21 protein-coding genes are annotated in these 25915 nt (G+C 57.0%); 10 read left to right on the top strand and 11 right to left on the bottom strand.

What is annotated here, in order from left to right; genetic code table 11:
* Position 1: 1 nt before the first annotated feature.
* The 3 genes from gltB to Abin_RS08555 all read left to right on the top strand — a co-directional run bounded on the left by gltB (position 2) and on the right by Abin_RS08555 (position 7900).
* Positions 2-4555 carry a glutamate synthase large subunit gene (gltB, locus tag Abin_RS08565; protein ID WP_048845929.1) on the top strand — a complete coding sequence of 1518 codons (4554 nt, stop codon included), beginning with the start codon at positions 2-4 and terminating at the stop codon, positions 4553-4555.
* A gap of 135 nt (positions 4556-4690) precedes the next feature.
* Positions 4691-6535, top strand: a complete 1845-nt coding sequence (locus tag Abin_RS08560; RefSeq protein ID WP_143217121.1) for a M3 family oligoendopeptidase — start codon at positions 4691-4693, stop codon at positions 6533-6535.
* 3 nt (positions 6536-6538) lie between these two features.
* Positions 6539-7900 carry an ABC1 kinase family protein gene (locus tag Abin_RS08555; protein WP_048845928.1) on the top strand — a complete coding sequence of 454 codons (1362 nt, stop codon included), beginning with the start codon at positions 6539-6541 and terminating at the stop codon, positions 7898-7900.
* A gap of 123 nt (positions 7901-8023) precedes the next feature.
* On the opposite strand, the gene Abin_RS08550 is transcribed toward Abin_RS08555, so the two are convergent.
* Positions 8024-8614, bottom strand: a complete 591-nt coding sequence (locus Abin_RS08550; protein WP_048845927.1) for a hypothetical protein — start codon at positions 8612-8614, stop codon at positions 8024-8026.
* A 250-nt stretch (positions 8615-8864) separates the two neighbouring features.
* On the opposite strand from Abin_RS08550, the gene ispH reads away from it, so the two are divergent.
* Genes ispH through rnhA form a run of 3 tightly spaced genes read left to right on the top strand, consistent with a single transcriptional unit; the run spans position 8865 to position 11320 of the window.
* Positions 8865-9866, top strand: coding sequence for a 4-hydroxy-3-methylbut-2-enyl diphosphate reductase (ispH, locus tag Abin_RS08545; RefSeq protein ID WP_048845926.1), 1002 nt, complete (start codon positions 8865-8867; stop codon positions 9864-9866).
* Between the two features lie 16 nt (positions 9867-9882).
* Positions 9883-10857, top strand: a complete 975-nt coding sequence (locus Abin_RS08540; protein WP_048845925.1) for a homoserine kinase — start codon at positions 9883-9885, stop codon at positions 10855-10857.
* Positions 10841-11320: a ribonuclease HI gene (gene rnhA / locus Abin_RS08535; RefSeq protein ID WP_048845924.1), complete on the top strand. Its 480-nt coding sequence runs from the start codon at positions 10841-10843 to the stop codon at positions 11318-11320. The genes Abin_RS08540 and rnhA overlap by 17 nt, the downstream gene beginning before the upstream one ends.
* A 240-nt stretch (positions 11321-11560) precedes the next feature.
* Here rnhA and Abin_RS08530 read toward each other — a convergent pair whose 3' ends face one another.
* From Abin_RS08530 to Abin_RS08510, 5 genes are all read right to left on the bottom strand, one after another.
* Positions 11561-12541 (bottom strand): peptidoglycan -binding protein, encoded by a 981-nt coding sequence (locus tag Abin_RS08530; protein WP_048845923.1) that lies wholly within the window; start codon positions 12539-12541, stop codon positions 11561-11563.
* 2 nt (positions 12542-12543) lie between these two features.
* A complete protein-coding gene (locus tag Abin_RS08525) occupies positions 12544-13602 on the bottom strand; it encodes a hypothetical protein (RefSeq protein ID WP_048845922.1) in 1059 nt (352 codons plus the stop codon).
* A gap of 34 nt (positions 13603-13636) precedes the next feature.
* Positions 13637-14521, bottom strand: coding sequence for a hypothetical protein (locus Abin_RS08520; protein ID WP_143217122.1), 885 nt, complete (start codon positions 14519-14521; stop codon positions 13637-13639).
* An 82-nt stretch (positions 14522-14603) separates the two neighbouring features.
* Positions 14604-15425, bottom strand: a complete 822-nt coding sequence (locus tag Abin_RS08515; RefSeq protein WP_048845920.1) for an NAD kinase — start codon at positions 15423-15425, stop codon at positions 14604-14606.
* 64 nt (positions 15426-15489) lie between these two features.
* Positions 15490-16752, bottom strand: coding sequence for a glycosyltransferase family 4 protein (locus Abin_RS08510; RefSeq protein WP_048845919.1), 1263 nt, complete (start codon positions 16750-16752; stop codon positions 15490-15492).
* 108 nt (positions 16753-16860) lie between these two features.
* Between Abin_RS08510 and Abin_RS08505 the strand changes: the two genes are divergently transcribed.
* The 4 genes from Abin_RS08505 to infC all read left to right on the top strand — a co-directional run bounded on the left by Abin_RS08505 (position 16861) and on the right by infC (position 21345).
* Complete coding sequence (locus Abin_RS08505) at positions 16861-17736, top strand: tetratricopeptide repeat protein (RefSeq protein WP_255319313.1); 876 nt, start codon at positions 16861-16863, stop codon at positions 17734-17736.
* The gene (locus Abin_RS08500) at positions 17733-18695 is read left to right on the top strand and encodes a glycosyltransferase family 9 protein (RefSeq protein ID WP_048845918.1); all 963 of its coding nucleotides are present in this window, start codon (positions 17733-17735) and stop codon (positions 18693-18695) included. The genes Abin_RS08505 and Abin_RS08500 overlap by 4 nt, the downstream gene beginning before the upstream one ends.
* A 35-nt stretch (positions 18696-18730) precedes the next feature.
* The gene (gene thrS / locus Abin_RS08495) at positions 18731-20662 is read left to right on the top strand and encodes a threonine--tRNA ligase (RefSeq protein ID WP_048845917.1); all 1932 of its coding nucleotides are present in this window, start codon (positions 18731-18733) and stop codon (positions 20660-20662) included.
* 161 nt (positions 20663-20823) lie between these two features.
* Positions 20824-21345, top strand: coding sequence for a translation initiation factor IF-3 (gene infC, locus Abin_RS08490; RefSeq protein ID WP_048845988.1), 522 nt, complete (start codon positions 20824-20826; stop codon positions 21343-21345).
* Positions 21346-21437: 92 nt separating this feature from the next.
* Here infC and Abin_RS08485 read toward each other — a convergent pair whose 3' ends face one another.
* From Abin_RS08485 to Abin_RS08465, 5 genes are all read right to left on the bottom strand, one after another.
* Positions 21438-22163, bottom strand: a complete 726-nt coding sequence (locus tag Abin_RS08485) for an SIMPL domain-containing protein (protein WP_048845916.1) — start codon at positions 22161-22163, stop codon at positions 21438-21440.
* Complete coding sequence (locus Abin_RS08480; RefSeq protein ID WP_048845915.1) at positions 22160-22501, bottom strand: hypothetical protein; 342 nt, start codon at positions 22499-22501, stop codon at positions 22160-22162. Before Abin_RS08480 ends, Abin_RS08485 begins: the two co-directional genes overlap by 4 nt.
* A 125-nt stretch (positions 22502-22626) precedes the next feature.
* Complete coding sequence (locus Abin_RS08475; protein ID WP_048845914.1) at positions 22627-24045, bottom strand: sensor histidine kinase; 1419 nt, start codon at positions 24043-24045, stop codon at positions 22627-22629.
* Positions 24042-24719, bottom strand: a complete 678-nt coding sequence (locus Abin_RS08470) for a response regulator transcription factor (protein ID WP_048845913.1) — start codon at positions 24717-24719, stop codon at positions 24042-24044. The genes Abin_RS08475 and Abin_RS08470 overlap by 4 nt, the downstream gene beginning before the upstream one ends.
* Before the next feature lie 73 nt (positions 24720-24792).
* A complete protein-coding gene (locus tag Abin_RS08465) occupies positions 24793-25902 on the bottom strand; it encodes an AI-2E family transporter (RefSeq protein WP_048845912.1) in 1110 nt (369 codons plus the stop codon).
* Positions 25903-25915 lie beyond the last annotated feature (13 nt).

The raw sequence follows: 25915 nt of genomic DNA, 5'->3' as shown, positions 1-25915 counted from the left end.
AATGATGGACAACTTCCCGAACACCGGAACTGGTGAAAGCGCAGAAGACTTTCTGAAAGCTTGGGACAGCAACGTCTCCGCGCTGGAAGGTCTTTATGACCCGGCGGATGAACGCGATTCCTGTGGCGTTGGCCTGATTGCCGCGCTTGATGGAAAACGCCGTCGTGACGTGGTGGAAGCCGGGATTGCCGCCCTTAGCGCCATCTGGCACCGCGGTGCTGTGGATGCGGATGGCAAAACAGGTGATGGTGCCGGTATTCACGTTGAAATCCCGCAGGATTTCTTTGCCGATGCCATTACCAGCACGGGCGACCAGCCTGAAGAAGATACCATCATTGCCGTTGGGCAGGTGTTTCTGCCCAAAACGGACCTGACCGCGCAGGAACAGTGCCGCCAGATTATTGAAACCGAAATTCTGGCGTTCGGTTACGGCATTTATGGCTGGCGTCAGGTGCCGATTGATACGTCGTGCATTGGTGAAAAAGCCAACGCCACACGCCCTGAAATTGAACAGATCATGATCCGCAACCTGCCCGGTAAGGCAGAGGATGTGTTTGAGCGTGACCTGTACGTCATCCGTCGTAAAATTGAAAAAGCCGCCATTGCAGCGCAGGTTGATCTGTATATCTGCTCTCTGTCATGTCGGTCTATTATCTATAAAGGCATGTTCCTGGCGGAACATCTGACCGAGTTCTATCCAGACCTGCTGGATAAGCGCTTTGTCAGCCGCTTTGCCATTTATCATCAGCGTTATTCCACCAACACCTTCCCGACATGGAAGCTGGCGCAACCGTTCCGTCGTCTGGCGCATAATGGTGAAATCAACACCATTTCCGGCAATATCAACTGGATGAAAAGCCACGAAACCCGGCTGTCTCATCCTGATCTTGATCCGTGGATGGATGATATCAAACCGCTGGTGCAAGCTGGCGGGTCTGATACCGCAACATTGGACAACGTGTTTGAACTGCTGACCTTTGCTGGGCGTGATGCGCCTGCGGCCAAGGCACTGATGGTACCTGCCAGTGTGGGGGGAAATTCCTCCATGAAGCCGGCACATCGGGATATGTTTGCCTATTGTAACGCGGTTATGGAACCGTGGGACGGCCCGGCCGCCCTGTGCGCGACGGATGGACGCTGGGTTGTTGCAGGCCTTGACCGTTCCGGCCTGCGCCCGCTGCGCTATACCGTTACCGGGGATGATCTGCTGATTGTCGGTTCTGAAACCGGCATGGTGCGTGTGCCCGAAGCCAATGTGGTAAAGCGCGGCCGCCTTGGGCCGGGTGAAGTGATTGGCGTCGATCTGCACCGCCCGCATCTGTACGGTAACGAGGAGCTGCTGGATCTTCTGGCCTCGCGGCAGGAATTCTCATCCTGGATTGGTCGGATTCAGAAAATCGGTTCTATCGTGCGGTCTGATGTGACGGAGCCTGTCCATTACCAGCCCGAAGAACTCCGCCGTCGTCAGCTAGCGGTTGGCACCACGCTGGAAGAACTTGAAACCATCCTGCACCCGATGGTTGAAACCGCAAGCGAAGCCATCGGCTCCATGGGGGATGATACCCCGCTTGCCGTTCTGTCCCCCCGTTATCGCGGGTTGGCGCATTATTTCCGTCAGGGGTTCAGTCAGGTCACGAACCCGCCGATCGATTCCCTGCGTGAATCACGGGTCATGAGCCTTGTCACCCGTCTGGGTAATCTGGGGAACATTCTTGATCAGTCGGCTGATCAGTGTGAAATGCTCCAGCTTCCCAGCCCGGTTCTGACATCGGGTGAATATGAAGGTCTGCGCACTTTCTGCGGTACGTCCGGCTGTGTGATTGACTGCACGTTTGTTGTAAAAGACGGCGAAGCCGGCCTGCGTGAAGCCATTGCCCGTATCCGGCGTGAAGCTGAAGATGCGGTGCGCGGTGGGTGCACGCACGTCTTCCTGAGTGATGAAAACCAGTCTGCTGATCGGGCCTATATCCCGATGATTCTGGCGACTGCTGCGGTCCATACCCATCTGGTACGGAACTCCCTGCGTACGTTTACATCGCTGAACGTCCGCACCTCGACAGCGCTTGATGTGCATGCCATTGCCGTCACCATCGGGGTGGGTGCCACGACGGTTAACCCCTATCTGGCGCAGGAATGTATTGCGGACCGGCATCGCCGTGGGTTGTTTGGTAAGCTGACCCTGCGTGAATGTATGGAACGCTACCGCAAGGCCGTTGATAAGGGCCTGCTGAAAATCATGTCCAAAATGGGCATTTCGATTCTGGCGTCCTATCGCGGTGGGTGTAACTTTGAAGCTGTCGGCCTGTCCCGTGCGCTGACGGCCGAGTTCTTCCCTGGTATGCCGTCCCGTATTTCCGGTATTGGCTTGCCAGGTATCGCCCGCAATGTGCAGACGTTCCATGGTGAGGCATGGGATGCCAGCCACCTGACCCTGCCGGTTGGTGGCCTGTATAAAATGCGCCGGGGTGGAGAGCAGCACGCCTTTGATGGTGGTCTGATCCACATGCTGCAAACTGCTGTGGCGACAGACAGCTTCACCATTTACAAACGCTATGCTGATGCCGTGCGTGCACAACCTCCGGTTGCATTGCGTGACCTGCTCGACTTCCGTGAAGGCCGGACGCCTATCCCGGTGGACGAAGTAGAAAGCATCACGCTGCTGCGGAAACGGCTGATTGCCCCGGCTATTTCGCTGGGCGCGCTTAGCCCGGAAGCGCACGAAACGCTTTCCATCGCCATGAACCGGATCGGGGCAAAATCTGACTCGGGTGAAGGTGGGGAAGACCCGGCGCGTGCAAAGCCACGCCCAAATGGGGACAACGCGTCTTCTGCCATTAAACAGGTTGCGTCTGGTCGCTTCGGGGTAACAGCCCAGTACCTGAACGATTGCCGCGAACTGGAAATTAAGGTGGCACAGGGTGCGAAACCGGGTGAAGGCGGTCAGCTTCCCGGCTTTAAGGTCACGGGCCTGATTGCCAAGCTGCGTCATGCCACGCCGGGTGTGGCGCTTATTTCTCCGCCGCCGCATCACGATATTTACTCGATCGAAGATCTGGCCCAGCTCATTTATGATCTGAAGCAGATCAACCCGGATGCGACCGTGACGGTAAAGCTGGTTGCGCGCTCTGGCATTGGCACGATTGCTGCCGGTGTTGCGAAGGCGAAAGCTGATGCAATCCTGATTTCGGGCCATTCCGGCGGCACAGGTGCCAGCCCGCAGACATCCGTGAAGTATGCGGGCCTGCCGTGGGAATTGGGGCTGGCGGAAACGCATCAGGTGCTGATGCTGAACCGCCTGCGCCATCGCGTGAAGCTGCGCACGGATGGTGGCATCAAAACCGGGCGTGATGTGGTGATTGCCGCCATGCTGGGTGCTGAAGAATTTGGTATTGGCACAGCCAGCCTTGTGGCCATGGGCTGCATCATGGTGCGCCAGTGTCACTCCAACACCTGCCCGGTTGGCGTGTGCTCTCAGGATGAAGAACTGCGCAAGAAGTTTGACGGCACACCGGAGAAAGTCATCAACCTGTTCTCCTTCATTGCTGAAGACGTGCGTAACATTCTGGCCTCTCTGGGCTTCCGCACCCTGAACGAGGTCATTGGCCGTACGGATCTTCTGCGTCAGGTTTCTCGTGGTGCGGATTATCTGGATGATCTGGACCTGAACTCCCTGTTGTCGCAGGCTGATCCGGGACCATTTGCGCGCTATTGCACGCTGGATGGCCGCAACGAAGTGCCAGATACCCTCGATGCACAGATGATTGTGGATGCCAAGCCGCTGTTTGACCACGGCGAGAAAATGCAACTGCATTATAATGTGCAGAACACACAGCGTGCCATTGGCACCCGTATGTCCTCGCTTATTGTGCGTCAGTTTGGCATGAAAACGCTGGCACCGGGGCATCTGACCGTGCGTCTGCGTGGGTCTGCCGGGCAGTCTCTGGGTGCGTTTGCCGTGCAGGGCATCAAGCTGGAAGTGCTGGGTGACGCCAACGATTACGTGGGCAAGGGGCTGTCAGGGGCCACCATAACGGTGCGGCCTTCTCCGTCCTCCATGCTGGTGTGCAACCAGAATGCCATTATCGGCAACACGGTGCTGTATGGCGCGACTGCGGGTGAACTCTACGCCGCCGGGCAGGCGGGTGAGCGTTTTGCCGTGCGTAACTCTGGCGCTACGGCTGTGATTGAAGGCTGTGGGTCAAACGCCTGCGAATACATGACGGGTGGCACCGTGGTGATCCTTGGTGCGATTGGCGATAACTTTGGCGCTGGATTCACGGGCGGCATGGCCTTCGTGCTGGATGATGACAACAGCTTTGAACGCAAGGTGAATCCGGAGTCTCTGCTCTGGACCCGCGTTGCCGATGGCGAATGGGCCGATAAGCTGAAAGCCCTTGTTGAGCGTCATGTGGAAGAAACGGGTTCTCCGTATGCGACCATGCTGCTACATAAGTGGGACGAGGTTCTGCCGCGCTTCTGGCAGATTGTACCGCGGGAATACGCCCGGATTATCGGGTTCACCGCCCCGGCCGAGGCTGAAAAACAGTCGGCCTGATACGCTTTAGCGTCTGGTCGGAAAACGGGCGGGGCAGGGGGCGAAAGCTTTCTCCCCGCCCGTTGTGTTTGCAGTGTGATCGGCCTTGCATTCTACAGGCTCGCATCGCGCAAAATTGCGGGTTACAGTAACCCCATGCAACACACGACGCTCTTTCCCCGCTTTCAGCAGTTTCCGGCTCTGGCCGCTGAAACGGCTGTGTCTTCCTCTGCTTCTGATGAAGCTTCATCCCTGCCACGGTGGGACCTTTCGGCCCTGTATGCCGGGATGGATGATCCAACCCTGAAGCAGGATTTGGATAACGCTGCACAACAGGCAGAAGCATTTGCTGCCCGGTATCAGGGCAAGCTGGCCGGTCTTTCAGGTGCTGATCTGGCAAAAGCCATTTCGGAGGGGGAGGAAATTGAGGAACTGATGGGCAAGGCGGGGTCCTATGCGTCCCTGCTGTTTGCGGCCAATTCATCCGATGCGGCCATTAGTCGCTTTAGTCAGTCTATCAATGAACGACTGACAGATATTTCAGCGCACCTGCTGTTCTTCACGCTGGAACTGAATCGCATTGATGACGCAGCGCTGGAACAGAAGCTGCAAGACCCGGCACTGGCGCACTGGCAACCCTTTTTGCGGGATACGCGCCTGTTCCGCCCTCATCAGCTTTCTGATGAAGTGGAAAAGGTACTGCTGGAAAAATCTGTTACAGGTGCGCAGTCTTGGTCCCGCCTGTTTGATGAAACAATCGCCGCCCTGCGTGTCACGCTCGATGGCAAAGACGTGACGGTGGGTGAGGCGCTTAACCGTCTTTCAGATAGCGACCGTGCCGTGCGTGAACAGGCTGGCAAGGCCGTTGGTGCTGTTTTTGGCGCGAATATCCGTCTGTTTGCTTTGATTACGAATACACTGGCCAAGGATAAATCAATTTCGGACGGCCTGCGGCATTATGCGCGGCCAACTTCGTCCCGCAATCTGTCTAACATGGTGGAAGATGAGGTTGTCGATGCGCTGGTGTCTGCCGTGCGGCAGGATTATCCACGGCTGGCGCATCGCTATTACGCCCTGAAAGCCAAATGGATGGGGCTTGAAAAACTGGAGCATTGGGACCGCAACGCTCCGCTGCCCGGTTGTGAAGACCGCAAAATTCCGTGGGATGAAGCCAAGCAGATTGTTCAGACCGCTTATGATGGCTTCGACCCGCGTATGGGCGCGGTCATCAAGACATTCCTGACCAAACCTTGGATTGACGTGCCCCCTGCACCGGGTAAATCACCTGGCGCTTTTGCGCATCCAACTGTTCCGTCTGCCCATCCGTTCATTTTGCTGAACTATCATGGCCGTACCCGTGACGTCATGACATTGGCGCATGAACTTGGGCATGGCGTGCATCAGGTCCTTGCGGCCAAGCAGGGCTATTTTATGTCTAATACACCGCTGACACTGGCTGAAACGGCCAGTGTGTTTGGTGAAATGCTGACCTTTCAGTCTTTGCTGGATGCTGAAAAAGACCCGGCGCGCAAACGCACGTTGCTGGCGGGCAAAGTTGAAGACATGCTCAACACCGTAGTGCGCCAGATTGCGTTCTACGAATTTGAAACCCGTGTGCATGATGAACGGAAAACGGGTGAACTGCTGCCAGAACGGATTGGTGAAATCTGGCGGGATGTGCAGACTGAAAGCCTTGGTCCGGCCTTTAACTTCACGTCTGATTACGATGTGTTCTGGGCATATATTCCGCACTTCATTCACTCACCGTTCTATGTTTACGCCTATGCGTTTGGGGATTGTCTGGTGAACGCCCTGTATGGCGTATTCAAAGACGGCGCTTCCGGTTTTCAGGATAAATATATTGCCATGCTGGAAGCCGGTGGCACCCTGCGTCATAAGGAACTTCTGGCTCCATTCGGGCTTGATGCGTCAGACCCGACCTTCTGGCGCAAGGGGCTGGATGTTATTTCAGGCTTCATAGACCAGCTTGAACAGGTTTGATCCATGGCTGAACGTGATCTTGATAATACCGGCATGCTTGGGGAACTGCGCCGCATGGTGCAGACCACAGGTACCGTAGGCGGCATTGCCGCCCGCTTTGCCGGGCACAAAATGGGTCTGCGCTCTGGCGGTGCGTCTCACGCAGAAGATTTGAAATCGGTTCTGGGGGGGCTGAAGGGGCCGTTGATGAAGGCAGCCCAGCTTCTGTCGACCATTCCCGGTGCCTTGCCGGATGACTACGCAAAAGAACTGGCCGAACTACAGGCCAATGCGCCGCCTATGGGGTGGAACTTTGTGCGCCGCCGCATGACAGCGGAACTCGGTGCCGGGTGGGAAAAGAATTTTCGGTCCTTCGGGCGGGAGGCTGCGGCAGCGGCCAGTCTGGGCCAGGTGCATCAGGCTGTTCTGACCGATGGTCGCCGCGTGGCCTGCAAGCTGCAATATCCGGACATGAAGGCAGCCGTTGAATCTGACCTGCGTCAGTTCCGTATGGCCATAGGCGTGTATCATCGGCTCGATAACGCCATCCGTCAGGACGATGTGGTTGAGGAACTGACAGAGCGCCTGCGTGAGGAACTGGACTACCGGCGCGAGGCCGCCAATATGCGGCTTTATCGCGCTATTCTGGCGGATTGCCCGGAAGTGACGGTTCCCGCGCCGATTGATGAATTTTCTACCCAGCGGCTTCTCACCATGGAATGGGTGAGCGGTCGTGGCCTGAACGCCGCGATTGAGGCCGGATTGACCGAGGAGCAGAAACAGAAAATCGCACGCTCGCTGTTCCGGGCGTGGTATCTGCCGCTCTATCAATACGGTGTGGTGCATGGTGACCCGCATATGGGCAACTTCACCCTGCGGGATGATTACGGCCTGAACCTGCTGGATTTCGGGGCAATCCGTATTTTCAATCCGTCCTTCATCAAAGGAAATATCGACCTTTACCGTGCTTTGCAGACGGGCAACAAAGCTCTGGCAACAGAAGCCTATGCCGCGTGGGGGTTTGATGGCCTGACGTCAGAAAAAGTCGATGTTCTGAACGAATGGGCAGGCTTCCTGTTTGCCCCGCTGATGGATGACCGGGAACGCTTTATTCAGGAAGACACGACGGGCGTGTTTGGTCGGGATGTGCTGACAAAAGTGCATGAAGGCTTGCAGCGCACAGGCGGTGTCAAACTTCCACGGGAGTTTGTGCTGGTTGACCGTTCAGCCGTTGGGCTTGGGTCTGTCTTCATGCGGCTGAAAGTGAAAATGAACTGGTACCAGCTCTTTCACGAAATCATTGCCGAGTTTGATGAACAGGCTTTGGCCGCCCGCCAGAAGGCCGCAATCGAAGCGGCCCGTTTTCCGGAACCACCAGTAGTCTGATCTATCACCTGTCTTCGCTTTCTCGCCTGTTGGCAGAGAGGTGAAGACGGTTTCATCGCTTAAAGCGGGGAGCAGACCAGAAAAGTGTTGGCCGGGTTGCTCCCCGTTGGTTTGCGGGAATGTTCAGTAGGCCTGATACGCTGGCTTTTTCAGGTGGGTTTCGTTGTAGTCCAGTTGTTCCTTGGTCAACTGGAAGCCGACTTCAAAGCGGTAGTCAGACTCCGTGTTCTTCGGTGGGATGGGCAGATCAACTGTGACCACATGGGTATCGGTGGTGAAGCTGGACAGGTTCGCCGGGAACTGGAACGTGTGGTGGAACACGTGCTTGTTCACAATTTTATCGCCATGCAGCACGGCGATAAACCACGGTAGGTTAACGGTGCCATCACGGGCGGCCATGCCCCGATTTACCACAAAGCGAAGCGCGATTCGCGTTTGCAGGTCTTTACGCCCCGCAGCCAGACAGTCGCCCTGTAGTTTCAGAATACTGGCGCGGGTTACCAGATGCGGGAATGTGGGCGTTTTGCCGTCGTACACGTAGTAGTCAGCCGCTTCGGGCGGAATATGCGTCAGCGGGCAGCTTGGCGCGAAAGAGACAGAATTGCTTTCTTCATCCCCGCAGCCTGTCAGCGTGGTGAGCATGCCAAGCACCGCAAGGCCGGACAGCGCAAAGCGCGGCAGCAGGCGGTATGGACGGGAAAATTCATGCGGCATGTGCGAATCCGGGCTCATCAGTTAAAGGGGTGAACAGGCAAATCAGGACTAAAAAAGGACGCAAAGAGAGACATACATAGCACACTCGTGGCTCCGATGCCCGAAAACGGCTTGCATCGCCTTCGCGCTTTGCGTAGGCCATGCGCACGGTTACCGTGCCTTCTCCGGGTTTCGGGCATAGCCACCTTTGTAATATGCTTCGTCATATCCAGTTTCTTCTATACCGTCCGCCGCAAGTTTGGGGAACACCATGCCCGATCAAACTCAGACCGTTGCCACAGCAGAACCCGATACGGGCTCTCATGGCAAATCCCTTAAAGTTCTTCTGGCTGGCCCGCGTGGGTTCTGTGCCGGGGTAGACCGCGCCATTCGTGTGGTGGAAGAAGCAATCCGCCGGTATGGCGCACCCGTTTACGTGCGCCACGAGATTGTTCACAACCGCACAGTTGTCGAAGCGCTTGAAGCGCAGGGTGCCATTTTTGTCGAGGAACTGGATGAAGTTCCGCCTGACGGGCACGTTGTGTTCTCGGCCCATGGTGTGCCCAAGACCGTTCCGGCCGAAGCTGAACGCCGCAATCTGCTGTATCTTGATGCAACCTGCCCACTGGTGTCCAAGGTGCACCGTGAAGCAGAACGCCATTATGCCGGCGGTGGCCCGGAAAGCCGTCATATTCTGATGATTGGTCACGCTGGCCACCCGGAAGTGGTGGGCACCATGGGTCAGTTGCCGCCCGGTGCCGTAACGCTGATTAACGATGCGGAAGAAGCTCGCTCCGTTCAGCCGGCTGACCCGGCGCGTTTGGCCTTTATTACCCAGACCACGCTGTCTGTTGATGATACGGCCGAAATTGTGGACATTCTGCGCGAACGCTTTCCGCTGATTGAGGGGCCGAAGCGTGAGGATATCTGCTACGCCACCACCAACCGTCAGGAAGCAGTCAAGGCGATTGCCCCGGAATGTGATCTGGTGATTGTTATTGGCTCACCCAATTCCTCCAATTCGCAGCGTCTGCGTGAAGTTGCTGAACGGTCTGGTGCCCGCCGTGCGCTGCTGGTGCAGCGTCTGGACGCGCTTGACTGGTCCGTGCTGGATGGCGTGAACACGCTGGGCATCACGGCCGGGGCGTCTGCGCCGGAAGCACTGGTGCAGGAAATGGTGGCTGAAATGGCCAAGCGTTACACCCTGTGCATTGATGAGCGTACGGTAAAGGAAGAAAACGTGACCTTCCGCCTGCCTGCGCCTTTGGGCTAAGGGGTTCTGCTGCTTTATGGCCGTTTACACGGATGTCAGTGACGAAGCGCTTGCCGCGTTTCTTGCAGACTACGCGATAGGAGAACTTGTCTCCTTTCGCGGCATTGCCGAAGGGGTAGAAAACAGCAACTTTCAACTGCGTACCACACAGGGGGATTTCATTCTCACCCTGTATGAAAAGCGGGTGAATGTGCAGGAACTCCCCTGGTTTCTCGGCCTGATGCAGCATCTTGCGACCGAGGGGGTAACATGCCCCCAGCCGGTTGCCGATAAAACGGGCGAAACCCTGAAAATACTGGCAGGCCGTCCCGCCGCCATTACAACCTTTTTGCCCGGTGTGTGGCCGCGCAAGGTTAGGGGGAGCCATTGCCGCCCATTGGGGCAGGCGCTGGCACAACTGCATCTGGCCGGCCGAAGCTATGCGCCGGTACGCCACAACAGTCTTGGTCCGGCGGCATGGGTGCCGCTGCTGAATTCATGCCGAAGTGGGGCCAATACCGTTCTGGCCGGCTTGGAAGCAGAACTGGATGCCGCGTTTGCGCATATTCTGCCGCATTGGCCGGGGCGTGAGCAGAACCCGGAACTACCGCGCGGACAGATTCATGCCGATCTGTTCCCGGATAACGTGTTCTTTCTGCACGATACGGTCTCCGGCCTGATTGATTTCTATTTCGCCTGCACGGACTTTCTGGCGTACGACATTGCCATCTGCCTGAACGCCTGGTGCTTTGAAGAGGACGGAGCTTTCAACGTCACCTTCGCCCGGCAGCTTCTGCTCGGGTATCAGGACGTGCGGGCGTTGACGGATGCTGAACTTGCTGCTCTGCCTGTTCTGGCCCGCGGTGCCGCAATGCGCTTTCTGCTAACGCGCCTGTACGACTGGATCAACACCCCGGCCGATGCATTGGTAACCCCTAAAAACCCGCTGGATTACCTCAAGCGCCTGCGCTTCCATCTGGCAACGGAGAGTGTGGATGGATACGGCCTCTGATAACCAGTCTGCTACCGTTCAGGATGTGGTTGAAGTCTGGACGGATGGTGGATGCCGCCCCAACCCCGGCCCCGGCGGCTGGGGTGTGTTGCTGCGCTTCAAAGGCACGGAAAAGGAACTGTCTGGCGGTGAGTTGGAGACAACCAACAACCGGATGGAACTGACAGCCGCCGCCGAAGCACTGGAAGCCCTGAAGCGCCCTTGCACGGTCCGCCTGCACACCGATAGCGAATATGTAAGAAACGGCATTACCCGCTGGCATACCGGATGGGTCAGACGGAATTGGCGTAATGCCTCTGGTGACCCGGTCGCCAATATGGATTTGTGGCGTCGGCTGTTAGATGCTGCAAAACAGCATGATGTGTCCTGGCATTGGGTCAAAGGTCATTCCGGCGTGCCCGAAAACGAACGCGTGGATGAACTGGCGACAGAAGCCCGCAAACGGATAGAAGAAACGCTGTAAGCCTGTGTTGAGGCACCCAGTCAGCCAAAGCTAGGGCCGCTCATGTGCAGATTGTAGCGTCTTGCGGCAGGGGGGCAGCGTATCCTTCTGACCATGGGAAAAGCCCCATGCCTGCACAAACAAAAGCAGACAGGAAAGGCGCTTTATCATTGTTTGTAAGCTGCCTGCGTAACGGCAACAGATTATCACGCAGGCACGCTCTTTCCGTTCTCGTGACAGAGAAGGGAGCGATCGGTTCCTTTATCGGTCTGTCAGGCGGAATTCGATACGCCGGTTCCGGGCATAGGCTTCTGGTGTGTTCTGGGTATCAAGTGGCTGATAGTCAGAAAACCCTGTGGCTGCCAGCCTGCGGGGATCAATCCCCTCTGCCACCAACAGCTTGACCACAGTGATAGCACGCGCGCTTGAAAGCTCCCAGTTGCTGGGAAATGCTGTGTGGATGGGTTGTCTGTCAGCGTGCCCGTCAACACGCAGCAACCACGGAATATCCGCGGGAATATGGGTGGTTACGGTTTTAAGCGTATGCGCCAGCGTTGCGATTTCCTTTTTCCCTTCCGCAGACAGTTCCGCACTGCCTACCGGGAACAGAACTTCGCTTTGGAAAACAAACCGGTCCCCAACAACGTGAACGCCTTTCTGGTTATGCAGAATATCGCGCAGACGCCCGAAAAATTCAGACCGATAACGGCTGAGTTCAGTAACCTTGTTTGCCAGTGCCACATTCAGCTTTGCCGAAAGGTCGGCAATTTTGGCATCACGGCCTTGAATGTCTTTTTGTGACACATCCAGCGCCTGCCCCAGGGCGGCCAGGCGGGCGTTCAGATCCGTCAGTTCATCATCAAGCTGGGTAATGCGGGCCTGATCAGCCACGGTAAGCGCCGTTGCGGCGTCAGCAGTCTTGTGGGCGTCCTCAATCGTGCTGGCTTCGGCAGCCAGAGCGGCCGTGTCTTTGTCATGCTGGGTTTGGAGGCCGGTTACGGTCTCACTTAACGCGTGGCTTCGGGCGTGTTCGGTGTCGAGTTGCCGGGAGAGTTCAGCAGCCTGTCCCTGCAATTTTTCCAGCACATGCTCGCGCCGGTTCAGCGCTGCTGAAAGCAGGGTCTGCCCCATGACAAAGACCAGCAGCACAAAAATAACCACCATCAGCAGGGTGGAAAGGGCATCCACATAGCCGGGCCACGCATCAAGCCCGGCATGCAGTTTTCTACGGCGGCGGGCCATGATTATGGTGCCTTGGGTGCGTGGGGGGCCGCTTCGGCGCTGGCGGCAATGGTGCGGGCCAGCAGGCGTAGGTCATTGCGCAGGTCAGCCGTCATGCGGGTGCGGCCATCTTCCGTGTTCTGCACCAGTGTGTGCAGCAGACGTTCAATATTATGCAGTGTTTCCGTCTGCGTGGCTGTGCCTTCAAGCCGGTCAGACAGCTTGCTGAGCACCGCACTTTCCTTTTCCCTGCGCGCTTCACTGACACGCACCAGATTTTGCAGGGATTCAAGGTTTTCCGCTGTCTGTTCAAGCAGAGCCTGAATATAGGCGGGCAAAGGGGCAGATCCCTCAATCGTATGGGCCGATGGTGCCGCCGCGCCAAAGCGCGTCTGTTCGGCCAGCCATTCTTCCAGTTCATTGAAAAAGCGGTTCTGGGCCTGTCCGGCGGTCAGATCAAGGAACCCCAGCACCAGTGCGCTGGCCAACCCGAACAGCGAACCGGAAAATGCTGTGCTCATGCCATGGAGCGGTTTGGCCAACCCGGTTTTGAGCTGGCCAAACATGGCGTCCAGATCCCCCCCGCTGACGGACATATTGGCAATGACATCAGCAATGGCGGCAACAGTCAGCAGCAATCCGTAGAACGTGCCGAGCAGCCCCAGAAAAATCAGCAGGCCCGTCATGTAGCGTGAGACTTCACGCCCTTCATCCAGTCGGCCAGAAACGGAATCAAGCACAGCCTGCATGGCAGGGGTGGAAAGGGCCATGGGCTGCCCGCGATGGTCTGGCTGAGACCCAAGCGCGGTGGCCAGTGACGCCAGAAGGCGCGGGGCGGGCGTTGTTGTCAGCCCAGCCCGTGACTGCCGAATGGTTTCAACCCAATGCACTTCCGGCACCAGACGGCGTACCATCATCATGTTCCACACAACACCGACAGCCAGAATACCCAGAATAAGGCCATCAAGCAGCGGGTTGCTGAAAAAGGCATCTCTCAGGGGGCGCCAGAGCGTGGCCGCCACAGCAGCCACGGCCACAAGAAACCCGATCATTCTGAAGAGATAATGTGTAGGACGGGTCATGCTCTTGGGTTCCGTTTGTCAGGGAATGGAAACGTCAGGGGGCAGCGTCAGACTGGTAGATATCAATGTAATCCTGCCCGCCGTCAGCAACGGGGGTTTTGGGCACCCCAATGGTGCGCAGGTAAATGCGGGTGGAAGGGGTGCCGCCATTCATCAGCACGCTGCGGGCGGCCAGCCCACGGGCCAGCGCCATACGCCGCGGCAGAGACGGATCATCAGCCGCGCCAGAGCTATAGGCATCAATATGGGCTCGCACATGCGGCTTGTCAGACAAAAGCTGCCCAAAGGCCAGAATCGCCTGATGTGTTTCCGGGTTCAGCGCGGCAGAGCCCGCAGCAAATGTCAGACGCACGCCACCGGGAATAGAGCTGACCTTTCCCACAGCCTTCAGATCAACAGCAGGTTGTGGTGGGACCGGGAACGGATGAAGCTCAACATCAGGCGGTGCTGGCGTGAGCTGCGGTTCTGCGGGGGGCGCAGGCGGAATGGTGGGGGATGGCGGGGTATGACCCGGTGCCGGTTTGGTCTTGGTGGCGGCCTGTGGTTCGGTCTTTTTCTCAGTAGGGGGTGACGCAGTTTGTACTGCGGGCTTGGACACAGAAGACACGGCAGGTGCCGGGGCACGCTTCTCCGTTGTCTGCGGCTTTACAGGGGGCGATGCCTGCTGTTGCGCTGGAGCGGACGTCAGGGGTGGTTCCATCGCAGGTTTCTGCGCTGCGGCACGTTGACGCGTCGGTGTGCGCTCTGTCTCCTGTTGCGTGGTTTTAGGTGCGCTTTGTGTCTGATGGGTGGCAGAGCCGCCCAGATCATCCAGCGCTTGAGAATTGGTAACAACCTGTGCGTGCGCGGCTGTGGCGGGCAACAGAAGGAGGGCGCATAACGCACCAAGATGGCGCGATGGGGAAGGGGTGCTCTGCATCGGGGGCAAGACTAAACCAGAAAAGAGGCGGGGTGGAATAAGGGAACGCATTTTCTGCCCGCAAAGGGGCGAATATGCGGCATCAGGCTGAAAACTGTTCGGCGGTAATCCGCTCCGACAGGGTCTGGCCGGGGTCAAACAGCACCGTAACTGTCAGAGAGCGATCTTCCTGGATGTGAACCGATGTGACGTCACGGATTTCAATCGAATCTGCCACGGCGGCGACAGGCCGTTTCTCGTGCTCAAGAATGGTGAAGCTGACACGGGCGGTGGAGGGCAGAAGCGCCCCGCGCCAGCGCCGGGGACGGAAGGGGCAGATGGGGGTCAGCGGCAGCAGGTTGCCAGAAAGGGGCACAATCGGACCATGGGCGGACAGATTATACGCGGTTGACCCGGCAGGCGTGGCCAGCAAAGCGCCGTCACAGATCAGTTCGGGCATACGCACCATGCCATCGACTTCAACCATCAGTTTGGCAGCCTGTCGTGTCTGCCGGAACAGGAACACATCATTTAGGGCAAGCGCTTCAAAACATTCGCCAGAAATGCGGGTGGCTTTCATGCGCAGGGGGTGTAGTTCCGCCGCCTGTGTAGTGGCCAGCCGTTCGGGCAGATGGTCTTCTATCATCGGGTTCATCAGAAAGCCGACAGACCCACAATTCATACCGTAAACAGGCGTTTTCAACCCCATTTCCAGCACCACGCGCAGGGTTTCCAGCATGAAACCGTCTCCGCCCAGACAGACAATGACTTCGGCTTCGCCGGGGTGGATGTTGCCGTACCGCCGGGCCAGCCGGTCAAATTCGTGCCGGGCACTGTCGGTTGGTGCGGCCATGAAGGCAATGCGGGTTGGGATATCCTGCACGGAGGGCAGGGGGGGCGGAGCCGGTACCGGGCTGAACGTCATGAAAATGCCCCAGAGAAATATGTGTGGAAAACGCGATAGACGCGGAAAACAGAGACTCTTTCCCTTATCCCGCTACGGCCTGAGGATGAAAGGGGGCCTGCGTATTTTTATGATCATCAGCGGCCCACTGGTTTGCGGCCAGAACATCTGCAAAATGGGGGGCTAGAGTCGTGCCCAGCAGATCATCATAGACGGTTAGGGTGGCGTATTGCATAGCCTGCGTGGTGTAGTTCTGTAATACGGCATCCCGAGCGGCATGGCCCATGGCCTGTAGGCCTTCGGGTGGGGCCTGAAGGACTGCGGCCAGTGCCTCGGTCAAGGCTTCAGTGTCGGCCGGGGGCACACTTAAACCTGTCATGCCATGCTGCACGGTTTCAAGCGCTGCGCCGTGGCTGGTGACAATAACCGGGCGGCACATGGCCTGTGCCTCCACCACCACGCGGCCAAACGGTTCAGGTTTGAGCGAGGGGATGACGACCACGGTTGAAAGCGCCAGCGCGGCAGGCATATCCTGACAATGACCGGCAAAATAGACCTGCTCGGTCAGACTCTGCTTCTGTGCCTGTGCCATCAGTTCCTGCCCGTACTGGCTTTTGGGCGGGCAAGATCCCACAAAAACACAGCACCATCGCAGCATGGGGGCCTGTGTTTTCAGGCGCGCCAGAGCATCCAGCAAAAAGCGCTGGCCTTTCCATTCCGTTAGTCGGCCGGGCAGAAGAATGACTGGGGTATCAGGCGGCAATCCCCAGCTTTCGCTTAATTTATGCACACGCTGACCGCTGACGGCATCCGGGCTGAACTGAAGGATATCCGCCCCACGCGGTATGACACGCAGACGGTCAGCCCCGACATGATACTCCTCTGAAAGCCGCTTTCCGATATGGCGGCTGATGGCAATTACGCGGTCTCCGGCTGCCAGAACGGCGTTATACGCTTTTTTGCCGGGGAAGTTATTGGCATGCACACCATGCCATGTGGTGACAAAAGGGGTGCGCGTACGGCGGCACGCCCATTTGGCCACCCAGGCTGGCGCACGCGAACGCGCATGCACCAAGGAGACCCGATGGTCTTTTATGATCTGTGCCAGCTTTCTGGCGTTTTGCAGGATAACAAGCGGGTTTTTACGGCCACAACCGGGGAGCATGATGTGCGTGGCACCCAGTCGCTCTAACGACGGAACCAGCCGCCCCCCTGCGCTGACAACAACAGCTTTTCCCCCTGCCTGTAGAATGGCATCGGCCATTTCCAGCGTGCCCCGCTCGACACCACCCTGATTCAGGGCAGGCAGAATTTGCAGGATAACGGGCGAAGATGGCAAATTGGTCATGTTCGGCTGTTAGCATGGTTTTCAGGCCACAGACCACACTCCGTGTCTTTCCGTTGCCAAGTTGTTGCTTGACCAGTTACTTAGGCTTGTTTCCCTATGGCAGGCGTCATGTCCGATTTATCCTTTTCTGCCCGTGGTCCGGCATTGTGTGTGCCTTTTGGCATCGGTCTGCTGCTGGCCAGTCAACCGGCCAAAGCCGCAGCAGTAGTTGGTGCGGCGTCTGCGGCCCATACGGTTCAGGCGTCCGTGCATTCTGCGGTCTCTACGCCCGGCAAGGCCGAGAAGGGAACATGGTCAAGCACGGCCTGTCTGGCGATGATGGGTGAAGACCCGTTTGGCGCAAGGGATTATGCACTCGACTGGTTGCGGCATGATGGTGGCCGCCCGGCGCGCCATTGCCATGCTCTTGCTTTGATTGAACTGGGGGACGAGCAGACAGCCGCGCAGGAACTTGACGACCTGTCCCGTAAGGAACCGTTTACGGGGCCAGATAGCTCGGCCAGCGTCCGTGCCGTGATGGCGACAGAAGCGGCAGAGGCATGGCTTTCAGCCAACCAGCCTGCCAACGCACTGAGTATTATTGCGTATGGTCTTTCCATTCGCCCCGGTGATGAAACGCTGATTCTGGCCAAGGCACGCGCCTTGCTTGCCCAGAATGACATGAAGACCGTTGTGTCAGAACTGACTGCTTTGGTGGCGCGTAACCCGGCAGTTAGCCCCGCAGCGTATGTCATGCTGGCCACTGCCGAGCGCAGGCTGGGCGCGTTAGATAAAGCCCGTGCCCATATTGAGGAAGCCCTGTCTCGCACCCCAGACGATGCCGCAGCCTTATTGGAGCGCGGTATTATCCGTGAACAGACAGGGGATGCCACAGGCGCACGGGTGGATTGGCAGCGCGTGCTCGACCTTGCCCCGGATGGCCATGAAGCTGATCTGGCCCGGCAGGATCTGGCTGTTCTGGCCGCAGATCCGGATTCCCCGTGACCCGACACAAAGCGGTTGGGCGTCAGAGTGAACAAAACGCATCGCTACGCCGTATTCTGGTTATCCGGTTAGGGGCGTTGGGTGATTTTGTGCAAAGTTTTGGCCCGTTTCAGGCTATCCGGCAGGCCCACCCGGACGCGCATATTACGCTTCTGACCACCGCGCCTTTTGCTGAACTGGGCCGCCTTTCCCCGTGGTTTGATTCGGTTGGGGTCGATGCCCGCGCAAGTGGGGCGGATATCAAGGGGCTGTTGCATTTGCGGGCGCAACTGCAAGGGTACGACCGGATTTATGATCTTCAGACATCCGGTCGCACAGCACGGTATCGGTTTTTGGCTCCGGCAGCGGAATGGTGCGGGCATGTTGGCACTGGGGCGCTGGTGCATCGCAACCCGTGGCGGAACGACATGCACACCCGCGCACGTCAGCGCGACCAGTTGCGCAATGCGGGCATTACAGATGTGCCCGCCCAACCCGATGTGACATGGCTGCGCGAAAAGGGACCTGTTGTTGGCCTCCCCTATGCTGTTCTGGTGCCCGGAGCCGCCCCCCACAGACCGGGAAAGCGCTGGCCAGCGGAACGTTATGGGCAGTTGGCCCAAAAGCTGGTTGACCATGGGCTGATACCCGTTGTGGTTGGCACACAGGCCGACCAACCACTGGCGCAGAAAATCGGCCATTTCTGCCCGCAGGCGCAGGATTTGACTGGCAGTACGTCTTTACCAGACCTCGCTGGCCTACTGGGGCGTGCGGAACTGGCTGTGGGGAATGATACGGGTCCCATGCATCTGGCCGCCATCATGGGGGTTAGGTGTCTTGTTCTGTTTTCAGCCGACAGCAACCCCGCTCTGACAGCGCCGCTTGGGGCCTCACCCGGGCAGGTTTGTGTCTTTTCTGTGCGTGATCTGGCCCAACTTTCGGTTGATAGGGTTGCAGCCGCGCTCTTGGGGCGTCATTAAACGCTTTTACAACTTTCAGCTTTTCGGAGTTTTCCATGCCCGCCATCACCTTGCCTGACGGATCCGTTCGTAGTTTTGACGGGCCGGTGACGGGCACGACCATTGCCGAGGCAATCGGGCCGGGTCTGGCTAAGGCGGCGCTGGCCATGGAAGTGAACGGCGAACTGCGCGACATCAGCCGCCCGATTGAAGACGATGCCGCGCTCCGGTTCATTACCCGCAAGGACCCGGAATCGCTGGAAATGATCCGGCATGACGCCGCCCATGTGTTGGCCGAGGCCGTGCAATCCCTGTTCCCCGGAACACAGGTGACCATCGGCCCGTCTATCGAAAACGGGTTTTATTACGATTTTTACCGTAACGAGCCGTTCAGCCCGGAAGATTTCGCCGCCATTGAAGCGCGGATGAAGGAAATTGTGGCCAACGCCGAGCCATTCGTGCGTGAAGTCTGGCCCCGGAACGAGGCGATTGCGTTCTTTGAAGAAAAGGGCGAACGCTTTAAGGCCGAACTGATCCGGGATCTGCCGGAAGACGAAGATATTTCCATTTATCGTCAGGGTGAGTGGCTTGACCTCTGCCGTGGGCCGCATTTGCGGAACACCAAGGACGTGGGCACCGCCTTCAAACTGATGAAAGTGGCGGGTGCTTACTGGCGCGGTGACCACCGTAACCCCATGCTGACCCGTATTTACGGCACCGCATGGCGCGACCAGAAAGAACTCGACGCCCATCTGCACCAGCTTGAAGAAGCAGAACGGCGCGACCATCGCCGCATTGGCCGTGAGATGGACCTGTTCCATTTTCAGGAAGAAGCGGTGGGTCAGATTTTCTGGCACCATAAAGGCTGGCGTTTATATACCGCGTTGCAGGATTACATGCGCCGCGCCCAGACCCGCCACGGGTATCAGGAAGTGCGCACCCCGCAATTGGTTGACCGTGGCCTGTGGGAAGCGTCTGGCCATTGGGACAAATACCGCCACCACATGTTTGTGGCGACCATCGAGGATGAAGACAAGACACTGGCGCTCAAGCCTATGAACTGCCCGTGTCATGTGCAGATTTTCCGCCATGGCCTACGTTCATATCGTGAATTGCCGCTGCGCATGGCCGAATTTGGTGCCTGCCATCGGTATGAACCGTCTGGTGCTCTGCATGGGTTGATGCGTGTGCGTGGTTTTACGCAGGACGATGCGCATATTTTCTGCACTGAAGACCAGATAGCCGATGAAACGGTGAAGTTCGTGCACATGCTGTACGAAGTTTACAAGGATCTGGGCTTTGAGCACGTACGCGTCAAATTTGCTGACCGTCCGGAACAGCGGGCGGGCAGTGACGCGACATGGGATAAATCTGAAGCCGCGCTGAAAGAAGCATGTGAGGTCGCAGGCGTCACGTACGAATACAACCCCGGAGAAGGGGCGTTCTACGGGCCGAAACTGGAATTCGTGCTGCGTGATGCCATCGGGCGTGACTGGCAGTGCGGCACCCTTCAGGTTGATCTGGTTCTGCCAGAACGACTCGATGCCAGCTATGTAGGCGAGGATTCAGCCCGTCACCGTCCGGTTATGCTGCATCGCGCTATTCTGGGGTCTTTCGAGCGGTTCCTGGGTATTCTGATTGAACAGCATGCTGGCCGGTTCCCGCTGTGGCTGGCTCCGGTTCAGGTGGTGGTGGCGTCTATTGTCAGTGACGCGGCTCCTTATGCAGAAGAAGTCGCGGCAGCGCTGCGGGATGCAGGCCTTGCGGCCGAGGCAGACGTGCGAAACGACAAGATCAATGCCAAGGTGCGTGAGCACAGCGTGGCCCGTGTGCCGGTGATTCTGGTTGTCGGGCGGCGTGAGGCAGAACAACGCACCGTAGCCATGCGGCGTCTGGGAAGTCAGGATCAGGAGAATCTTGGTTTTGATGAGGTGGTGAGCCGTCTGGTAACAGAAGCGACTCCGCCAGATCTGCGCAAAAAGAAGTGAAAAGGCAACACAGGGCAGCTTTGCCCGTGTTTTCTGTCATGACACGCTTGATAATTGGCCCGGAATTGCGCACATAATACCGCGCAGAATGGAAGCACCCGGCGAGGTGCTTTTGTTTGTTTTTTAATCCACGACAGGAGCTGACCATAGCCAGACCCCCTATTCCCGCGCCGCCGACCCGCGAGGGACCACGTGTTAATGAAGAAATCCGTGTACCGCAGGTTCGTCTGATTGACGAAAACGGCGAGATGGCCGGTGTGCTGACCACCCGTGATGCGCTAGCACGTGCGTATGGTGTTGGGCTTGACCTTCTGGAAATTAGCCCGAACGCAGAACCGCCCGTAGCCAAGATTCTGGACTACGGTAAGTTCAAGTACGAACAGCAGAAAAAGCGGAACGAAGCCCGTAAGAAGCAGAAAGTTATCGAAATCAAGGAAGTCAAGGTTCGTCCGAATATCGACGAAAACGACTACCAGGTTAAGATGCGCGCTGCGAGAGGCTTTCTGGCTGACGGGGATAAGGTGAAGGTAACGCTTCGTTTCCGCGGCCGTGAAATGGCGCATCAGGAACTGGGCGTAAAGGTTCTTGAGCGTATCCGCACCGAAATGGAAGAACTGGCTAAAGTTGAGCAAATGCCTCGGCTTGAAAACCGCCAGATGATTATGGTGCTGGCTCCGAAGTAAGACCGGAAGCCGACGCCGTATGACTGGCTCGGTTTTCTGACTGATTGCTTGAAAAATGCCGTGTGGTTTTATACCGCACGGCATTTTTTGTATCAGGGGGCCAGCAGCACAGTTGCGTTGGCGGTAGCGTTGACGTTCTGGGTTTCAGCCGTGCTGGAAGGTGGTGTTACGCTGTCCATGCTACGGGCCGCCATGGCAGCCATAAAGACAGGCCGTGGAAAAGACGACCCAGAGACAGAAATAGTGCTGAAGCGCACCACTTTCAGGCCCAGCGTTGCGGCCAGAGTTTCGGCCTGTTTTTTTGCGTCAGTGACGGCAGCTTTTTCGGCTTCCAGAAACAACGTCTTCTGTTTGTCGGGTGAAAGAGACCATTCCAGCCCCTCCAGCAGCAGACCGTTTGCCTGTAATTGGCCGGTTAGAGGCAGAAGGGATTTTCCGTCTGTGGCCGTGAAAGTCATGGTCTGGCTGGCAGACCATGAGGGCGGTGTTTTGTCTTTCTCGCCGCGCAGTTCCGACACCGAATAATGCAGCACAGCATACGTCACCCCCTTGGCTTTTTCAGCCAAATCGGTGGCTTTGTGCACCTGCGTATTTACACTTTGTTGGGCAGCAGCAGCGCTGGTATCGCGGCTTTCTGCTCTAAACCGGGCGGTGAGCTGGTCCGGGGGAGCTTGAATGGTACCCGTGCCGGTAATATCCAGCTTGGTGTAGCGTGCTTCAGCATCGTTTTCCGCAGCAATGCTGACGGGTGAGACAGCCAGAGTGCCCAGGGCGACAAGGGGAATAATTCTGGCGGCGCGGCGAAAAGAAAAAGTCATTGTGGTGTCCTTTTCAGGCTCATAAGGGCACGGCGCAGACGAACCAGACCAGCGCGGATCATGCCCTTCTGACATAAGGCGGCTCCATCATTGCGCATCTGAAGCACAAATAAAGGCAAAGTTGCCTCTTTATAGTCATCAATTGCGTGGATCAGTGTGCCACAGAATGGGGCACTGTCGGACGTAATGATGATTGGTTTCTGAGTAACCGTCGCAGCGAATGATGATTTGTTATTTTGTTGTGTTGCCAATGGTATTTCAGAAGACTTCATTGGTTCTGCCATGGAAATACTACTAATATTTCCTAGAATCAAAGAAATGATAATGGGCAGAAGCACTCTCATAGCCTGCACATCTAAGAATTCGAAATGGCATTTTAAAGGCATCGAGAGATTTTATAACAAGGGTGTTTGATAAGAATAAAATTATTTCTTATCCATAAATTTATGTTTGTTAATTCTTATCATATATCGTGTGGGTAGAGTGGGGTTTCGATTTTAACCACCAATCCGGGAGCGTTCGATGCAAGTCGCAAGGTACCGCCGTGTAGCTGAATAATGGCCTGAACCAAGGAGAGGCCCAAGCCAGAGCCCGGTGTGTTGCGTGCTTGTTCAGCACGGAAAAAACGCTCCGTTGCGCGGGCCATGTCGGCATCGTTCATGCCGGGCCCTTGATCGGCAAGAGTGAGGTGAACCAGCGCAGGAGCGGTATCAGACGGGGCAGGGGTGACCTCAACCGTCAGGCGGATGGTGCTTTGCGGTGGCGAGAACTTGATCGCGTTATCCAGCAGATTGGCCACGGCTTGCTGATACAGAATGCAATCACCAAAAAACGGCAGTTTTTCTGGCATCTGACAGACAAAATTGACCTGATGTTCTTCCGCAACAGCTTCGTAAAGCTCCACCACCGTTTCCAGCGCTGAGACCAGATCGAACTCGGAAAAAGCGGAGCGACGCGCGCCAGCTTCAATCTGGGCAATCCGTAAAATAGCCTCGCAGATGGAGGTCACATTATCCAGATTTACAACGGCCTTATCAATGGCGCGGCGTAGTTCGTCTTCGCTTTTGGCGGTTAGAGACGCTTCTTCTAACTGGGCACGGGCACGGGTGATGGGTGTGCGCAGATCATGTGCCATACTGTTTGAGACCTGACGCACGCCGTCCATCAGGCGCACGATGCGGTCGAGCATTTCATTTATGGTAAAGGCGACTTCGTCCAGTTCCTTATCCGTCCCCTTAATGGGGATGCGACGTGTCATGTCGCCATGAGTAATGGCCTGCGTGGTGCGGCCAATGGAATGAATGATGTTGCGAAACAACCGCCGAATGAACCAGCCACCACTCACGGCCAGAACCAGCATCATGATGCATGTCCATAGCAGCATTTCAGTCAGCATATGGGCAAGCTGGGTACGACCGTTCAGGTCACGCCCGACAAGAAGCTTATAACCGTCTGGCAGTGTGTAAGCCCGCACACGGGCCGTGTTCAGCATATCCGCACGCTGAACGGGCAGACTGAACCAGTAGTGGCCGTGAATTTTTACCGGCCATTCTGCCAGATTGCCCGCGACCCATTCATTATTGGGCGTCACCAGCAAATACAGCGCGTTGTCGTCTATATCCTGCTCTAGCCGCTCATTAATGAGAGCGACCAGAGCGGGTCGGCCGCTTTCTGTAAATGTCTGGGCCAGAATTTGCGCGTCAGTGGTGATGGCGTTTTCGGTCCGCCGTTCCAGCAGCCCGACCGTGCCCCACCACACAAACGACAAAAACAGAAACCCGGAGCCGACAAACAATGCTCCGTAAATCAGGGCAAAGCGCAAGCTGACAGATTTTATCCGTAAGGACCTGCAATCAAGCCAGGCAAGCGGCATCCGCATCATTCTTGCAGCATGTATCCTGCATTTCGCACGGTATGCACCAGTGGGCGGCCAAAGGGTTTGTCAATTTTCTGGCGCAGGCGGGAAACATGCACGTCAATGACGTTTGTCTGCGGGTCAAAATGGTAATCCCACACACCTTCCAGCAACATGGTGCGGGTCACGACCTGACCGGCATGACGCATCAGAAACTCCAGCAACCGGAACTCACGTGGCTGAAGGTCAATGCGCGTATCGGCCCGCTTCACGTTGCGGGAGAGCAGGTCGATTTCCAGATCCCCGACACTCAGGCGTGTCTGAGGTTGGGCTTCATTGCGGTTGCGGCGTACCAGCGCCTCAATGCGGGCCTGAAGCTCATTGAAGGAAAAAGGCTTGGCAACATAATCATCTGCCCCGGCTTTCAGGCCTGCTACCTTTTCGTCCACATCAGAAAGGGCAGAGAGCAGAAGCACGGGGGTCAGATTATTCTGCTGACGCAGGGTAGAGAGAATATGCAGGCCATCCACACCGCCCGGAAGCATGCGGTCGAGAACAATCGCGTCAAACTTTTCGGTGGTGGCCAAGCTTAGGCCATCCTTGCCGTTATCAGCATGTTCGACCAGATGGCCGGCCTCTGTTAACCCTTTGGTTATAAAATTCTTTACCGTAGGGTCGTCTTCTATTAGAAGAATGCGCATTCTTTAAACTCAGGTTCCGGGGCGAATTACCAAATTATTACGGTGTTCCTACCGCTTTGTCACGGCAGAGTTTTTATACGCGTTCGTCATCTGACAGGGGCGGCGTTAATCCATCAAAAATTGCCAGCAGGGCTGCGGTCAGCGGAGACGCAAAAATCAGGCCCGGAAACCCCAGAATAGCGCCAAAAAGCGTCTGTGATAAAATGGTAATAGCCGGAGGCATCTGCACAGCATGGCGCTGAATAACCGGGGCCAGCACGTTCCCTTCCAGAAACTGGATAACACTATAAAGGGCGGCAACCATGATGGTTTCCCGCGTGCCCAGTGACAGCGCCAGCAAAAGCGCAGGTACCGCGCCCATAATAGCGCCGATATAAGGAATGAAGTTACACAGCCCGGCCAACACGCCCAGCGCCAGAGCCAGCGGTACCCCAATAAACCAGAGCCCAAGGCCCGACAGCACGCCGACTACCAGCATATCCAGCGACTGACCGGCGACCCATGCCCACAGGGTTTGCCCGGCGCGCAGCATCAACTCCCGCGTGCGCGGACGTTGCGCCACAGGCACAAGCCGCAGTGCCCCGTTGGCGTAGAGCGAGGGCGACATGGCAAAATACAGCCCCGCAATCAGAATCACCACAACGGTGCCTACAGCGCCAAAGGCCGAGCCCACGATACCCGTCATGGAGCCAGCAATGCGGGAGCCGATGGAGGCCAGACTGCTGTTACCGCCACCCTGATGGCCACCAAGGGAGGCTGGCAGATAATTCAGGATCATCTGTCCGGTCGGGTTGCCTTCCAGCGTGGAGCGAAGCGAGGCTTCCTGCTGGCGCAAGGCGTCTTGCAGGCGGGAGGCTTCACTGACTATGGCAGGGCCGCTTCCCCACACCAGCAGCACAACCGCCGCAATCAACCCAAAACTGACAATAGAGAGAGACCACCCATATGGCAGGCGTAAATGCTTGACCAGAATACGGGACAGACCGTGCAGGACGACGGCAAAGAGTGTTGCGGCAAAAATAACCGTCAGCACGTCACCCAGAAGCCAGACGGTTAGGGAAATAATGGCCACCGTTACGGTCAGGCGCAGAATATGCGTGATACTGCCCAGCCACGCAGGTGTGCTGGTGTCTTGCTGTGGCGGCTGCAAATCTTCAGGAGAAGAGGAAAGGTCTGACGTCATTTTAAGTAAAAAT

Source organism: Acetobacter indonesiensis, from assembly GCF_000963945.1.
Lineage (GTDB): Bacteria > Pseudomonadota > Alphaproteobacteria > Acetobacterales > Acetobacteraceae > Acetobacter > Acetobacter indonesiensis.
This window is presented reverse-complemented; position numbering and strand designations above follow the sequence as displayed.

Bases quoted from the DNA above. Each gene is read 5' to 3' on its own strand.
- Abin_RS08505 (WP_255319313.1), top strand. From the start codon at position 16,861: ATGTCCGATTTATCCTTTTCTGCCCGTGGTCCGGCATTGTGTGTGCCT.
- Abin_RS08540 (WP_048845925.1), top strand. From the start codon at position 9,883: ATGGCCGTTTACACGGATGTCAGTGACGAAGCGCTTGCCGCGTTTCTT.
- Abin_RS08560 (WP_143217121.1), top strand. From the start codon at position 4,691: ATGCAACACACGACGCTCTTTCCCCGCTTTCAGCAGTTTCCGGCTCTG.
- Abin_RS08530 (WP_048845923.1), bottom strand. From the start codon at position 12,541: ATGGCCCGCCGCCGTAGAAAACTGCATGCCGGGCTTGATGCGTGGCCC.
- thrS (WP_048845917.1), top strand. From the start codon at position 18,731: ATGCCCGCCATCACCTTGCCTGACGGATCCGTTCGTAGTTTTGACGGG.
- Abin_RS08520 (WP_143217122.1), bottom strand. From the start codon at position 14,521: ATGCAGAGCACCCCTTCCCCATCGCGCCATCTTGGTGCGTTATGCGCC.
- Abin_RS08525 (WP_048845922.1), bottom strand. From the start codon at position 13,602: ATGACCCGTCCTACACATTATCTCTTCAGAATGATCGGGTTTCTTGTG.
- ispH (WP_048845926.1), top strand. From the start codon at position 8,865: ATGCCCGATCAAACTCAGACCGTTGCCACAGCAGAACCCGATACGGGC.
- gltB (WP_048845929.1), top strand. From the start codon at position 2: ATGATGGACAACTTCCCGAACACCGGAACTGGTGAAAGCGCAGAAGAC.
- Abin_RS08465 (WP_048845912.1), bottom strand. From the start codon at position 25,902: ATGACGTCAGACCTTTCCTCTTCTCCTGAAGATTTGCAGCCGCCACAG.
- Abin_RS08555 (WP_048845928.1), top strand. From the start codon at position 6,539: ATGGCTGAACGTGATCTTGATAATACCGGCATGCTTGGGGAACTGCGC.
- Abin_RS08475 (WP_048845914.1), bottom strand. From the start codon at position 24,045: ATGATGCGGATGCCGCTTGCCTGGCTTGATTGCAGGTCCTTACGGATA.
- Abin_RS08470 (WP_048845913.1), bottom strand. From the start codon at position 24,719: ATGCGCATTCTTCTAATAGAAGACGACCCTACGGTAAAGAATTTTATA.
- Abin_RS08550 (WP_048845927.1), bottom strand. From the start codon at position 8,614: ATGCCGCATGAATTTTCCCGTCCATACCGCCTGCTGCCGCGCTTTGCG.
- rnhA (WP_048845924.1), top strand. From the start codon at position 10,841: ATGGATACGGCCTCTGATAACCAGTCTGCTACCGTTCAGGATGTGGTT.
- Abin_RS08485 (WP_048845916.1), bottom strand. From the start codon at position 22,163: ATGACTTTTTCTTTTCGCCGCGCCGCCAGAATTATTCCCCTTGTCGCC.
- Abin_RS08515 (WP_048845920.1), bottom strand. From the start codon at position 15,425: ATGACGTTCAGCCCGGTACCGGCTCCGCCCCCCCTGCCCTCCGTGCAG.
- Abin_RS08510 (WP_048845919.1), bottom strand. From the start codon at position 16,752: ATGACCAATTTGCCATCTTCGCCCGTTATCCTGCAAATTCTGCCTGCC.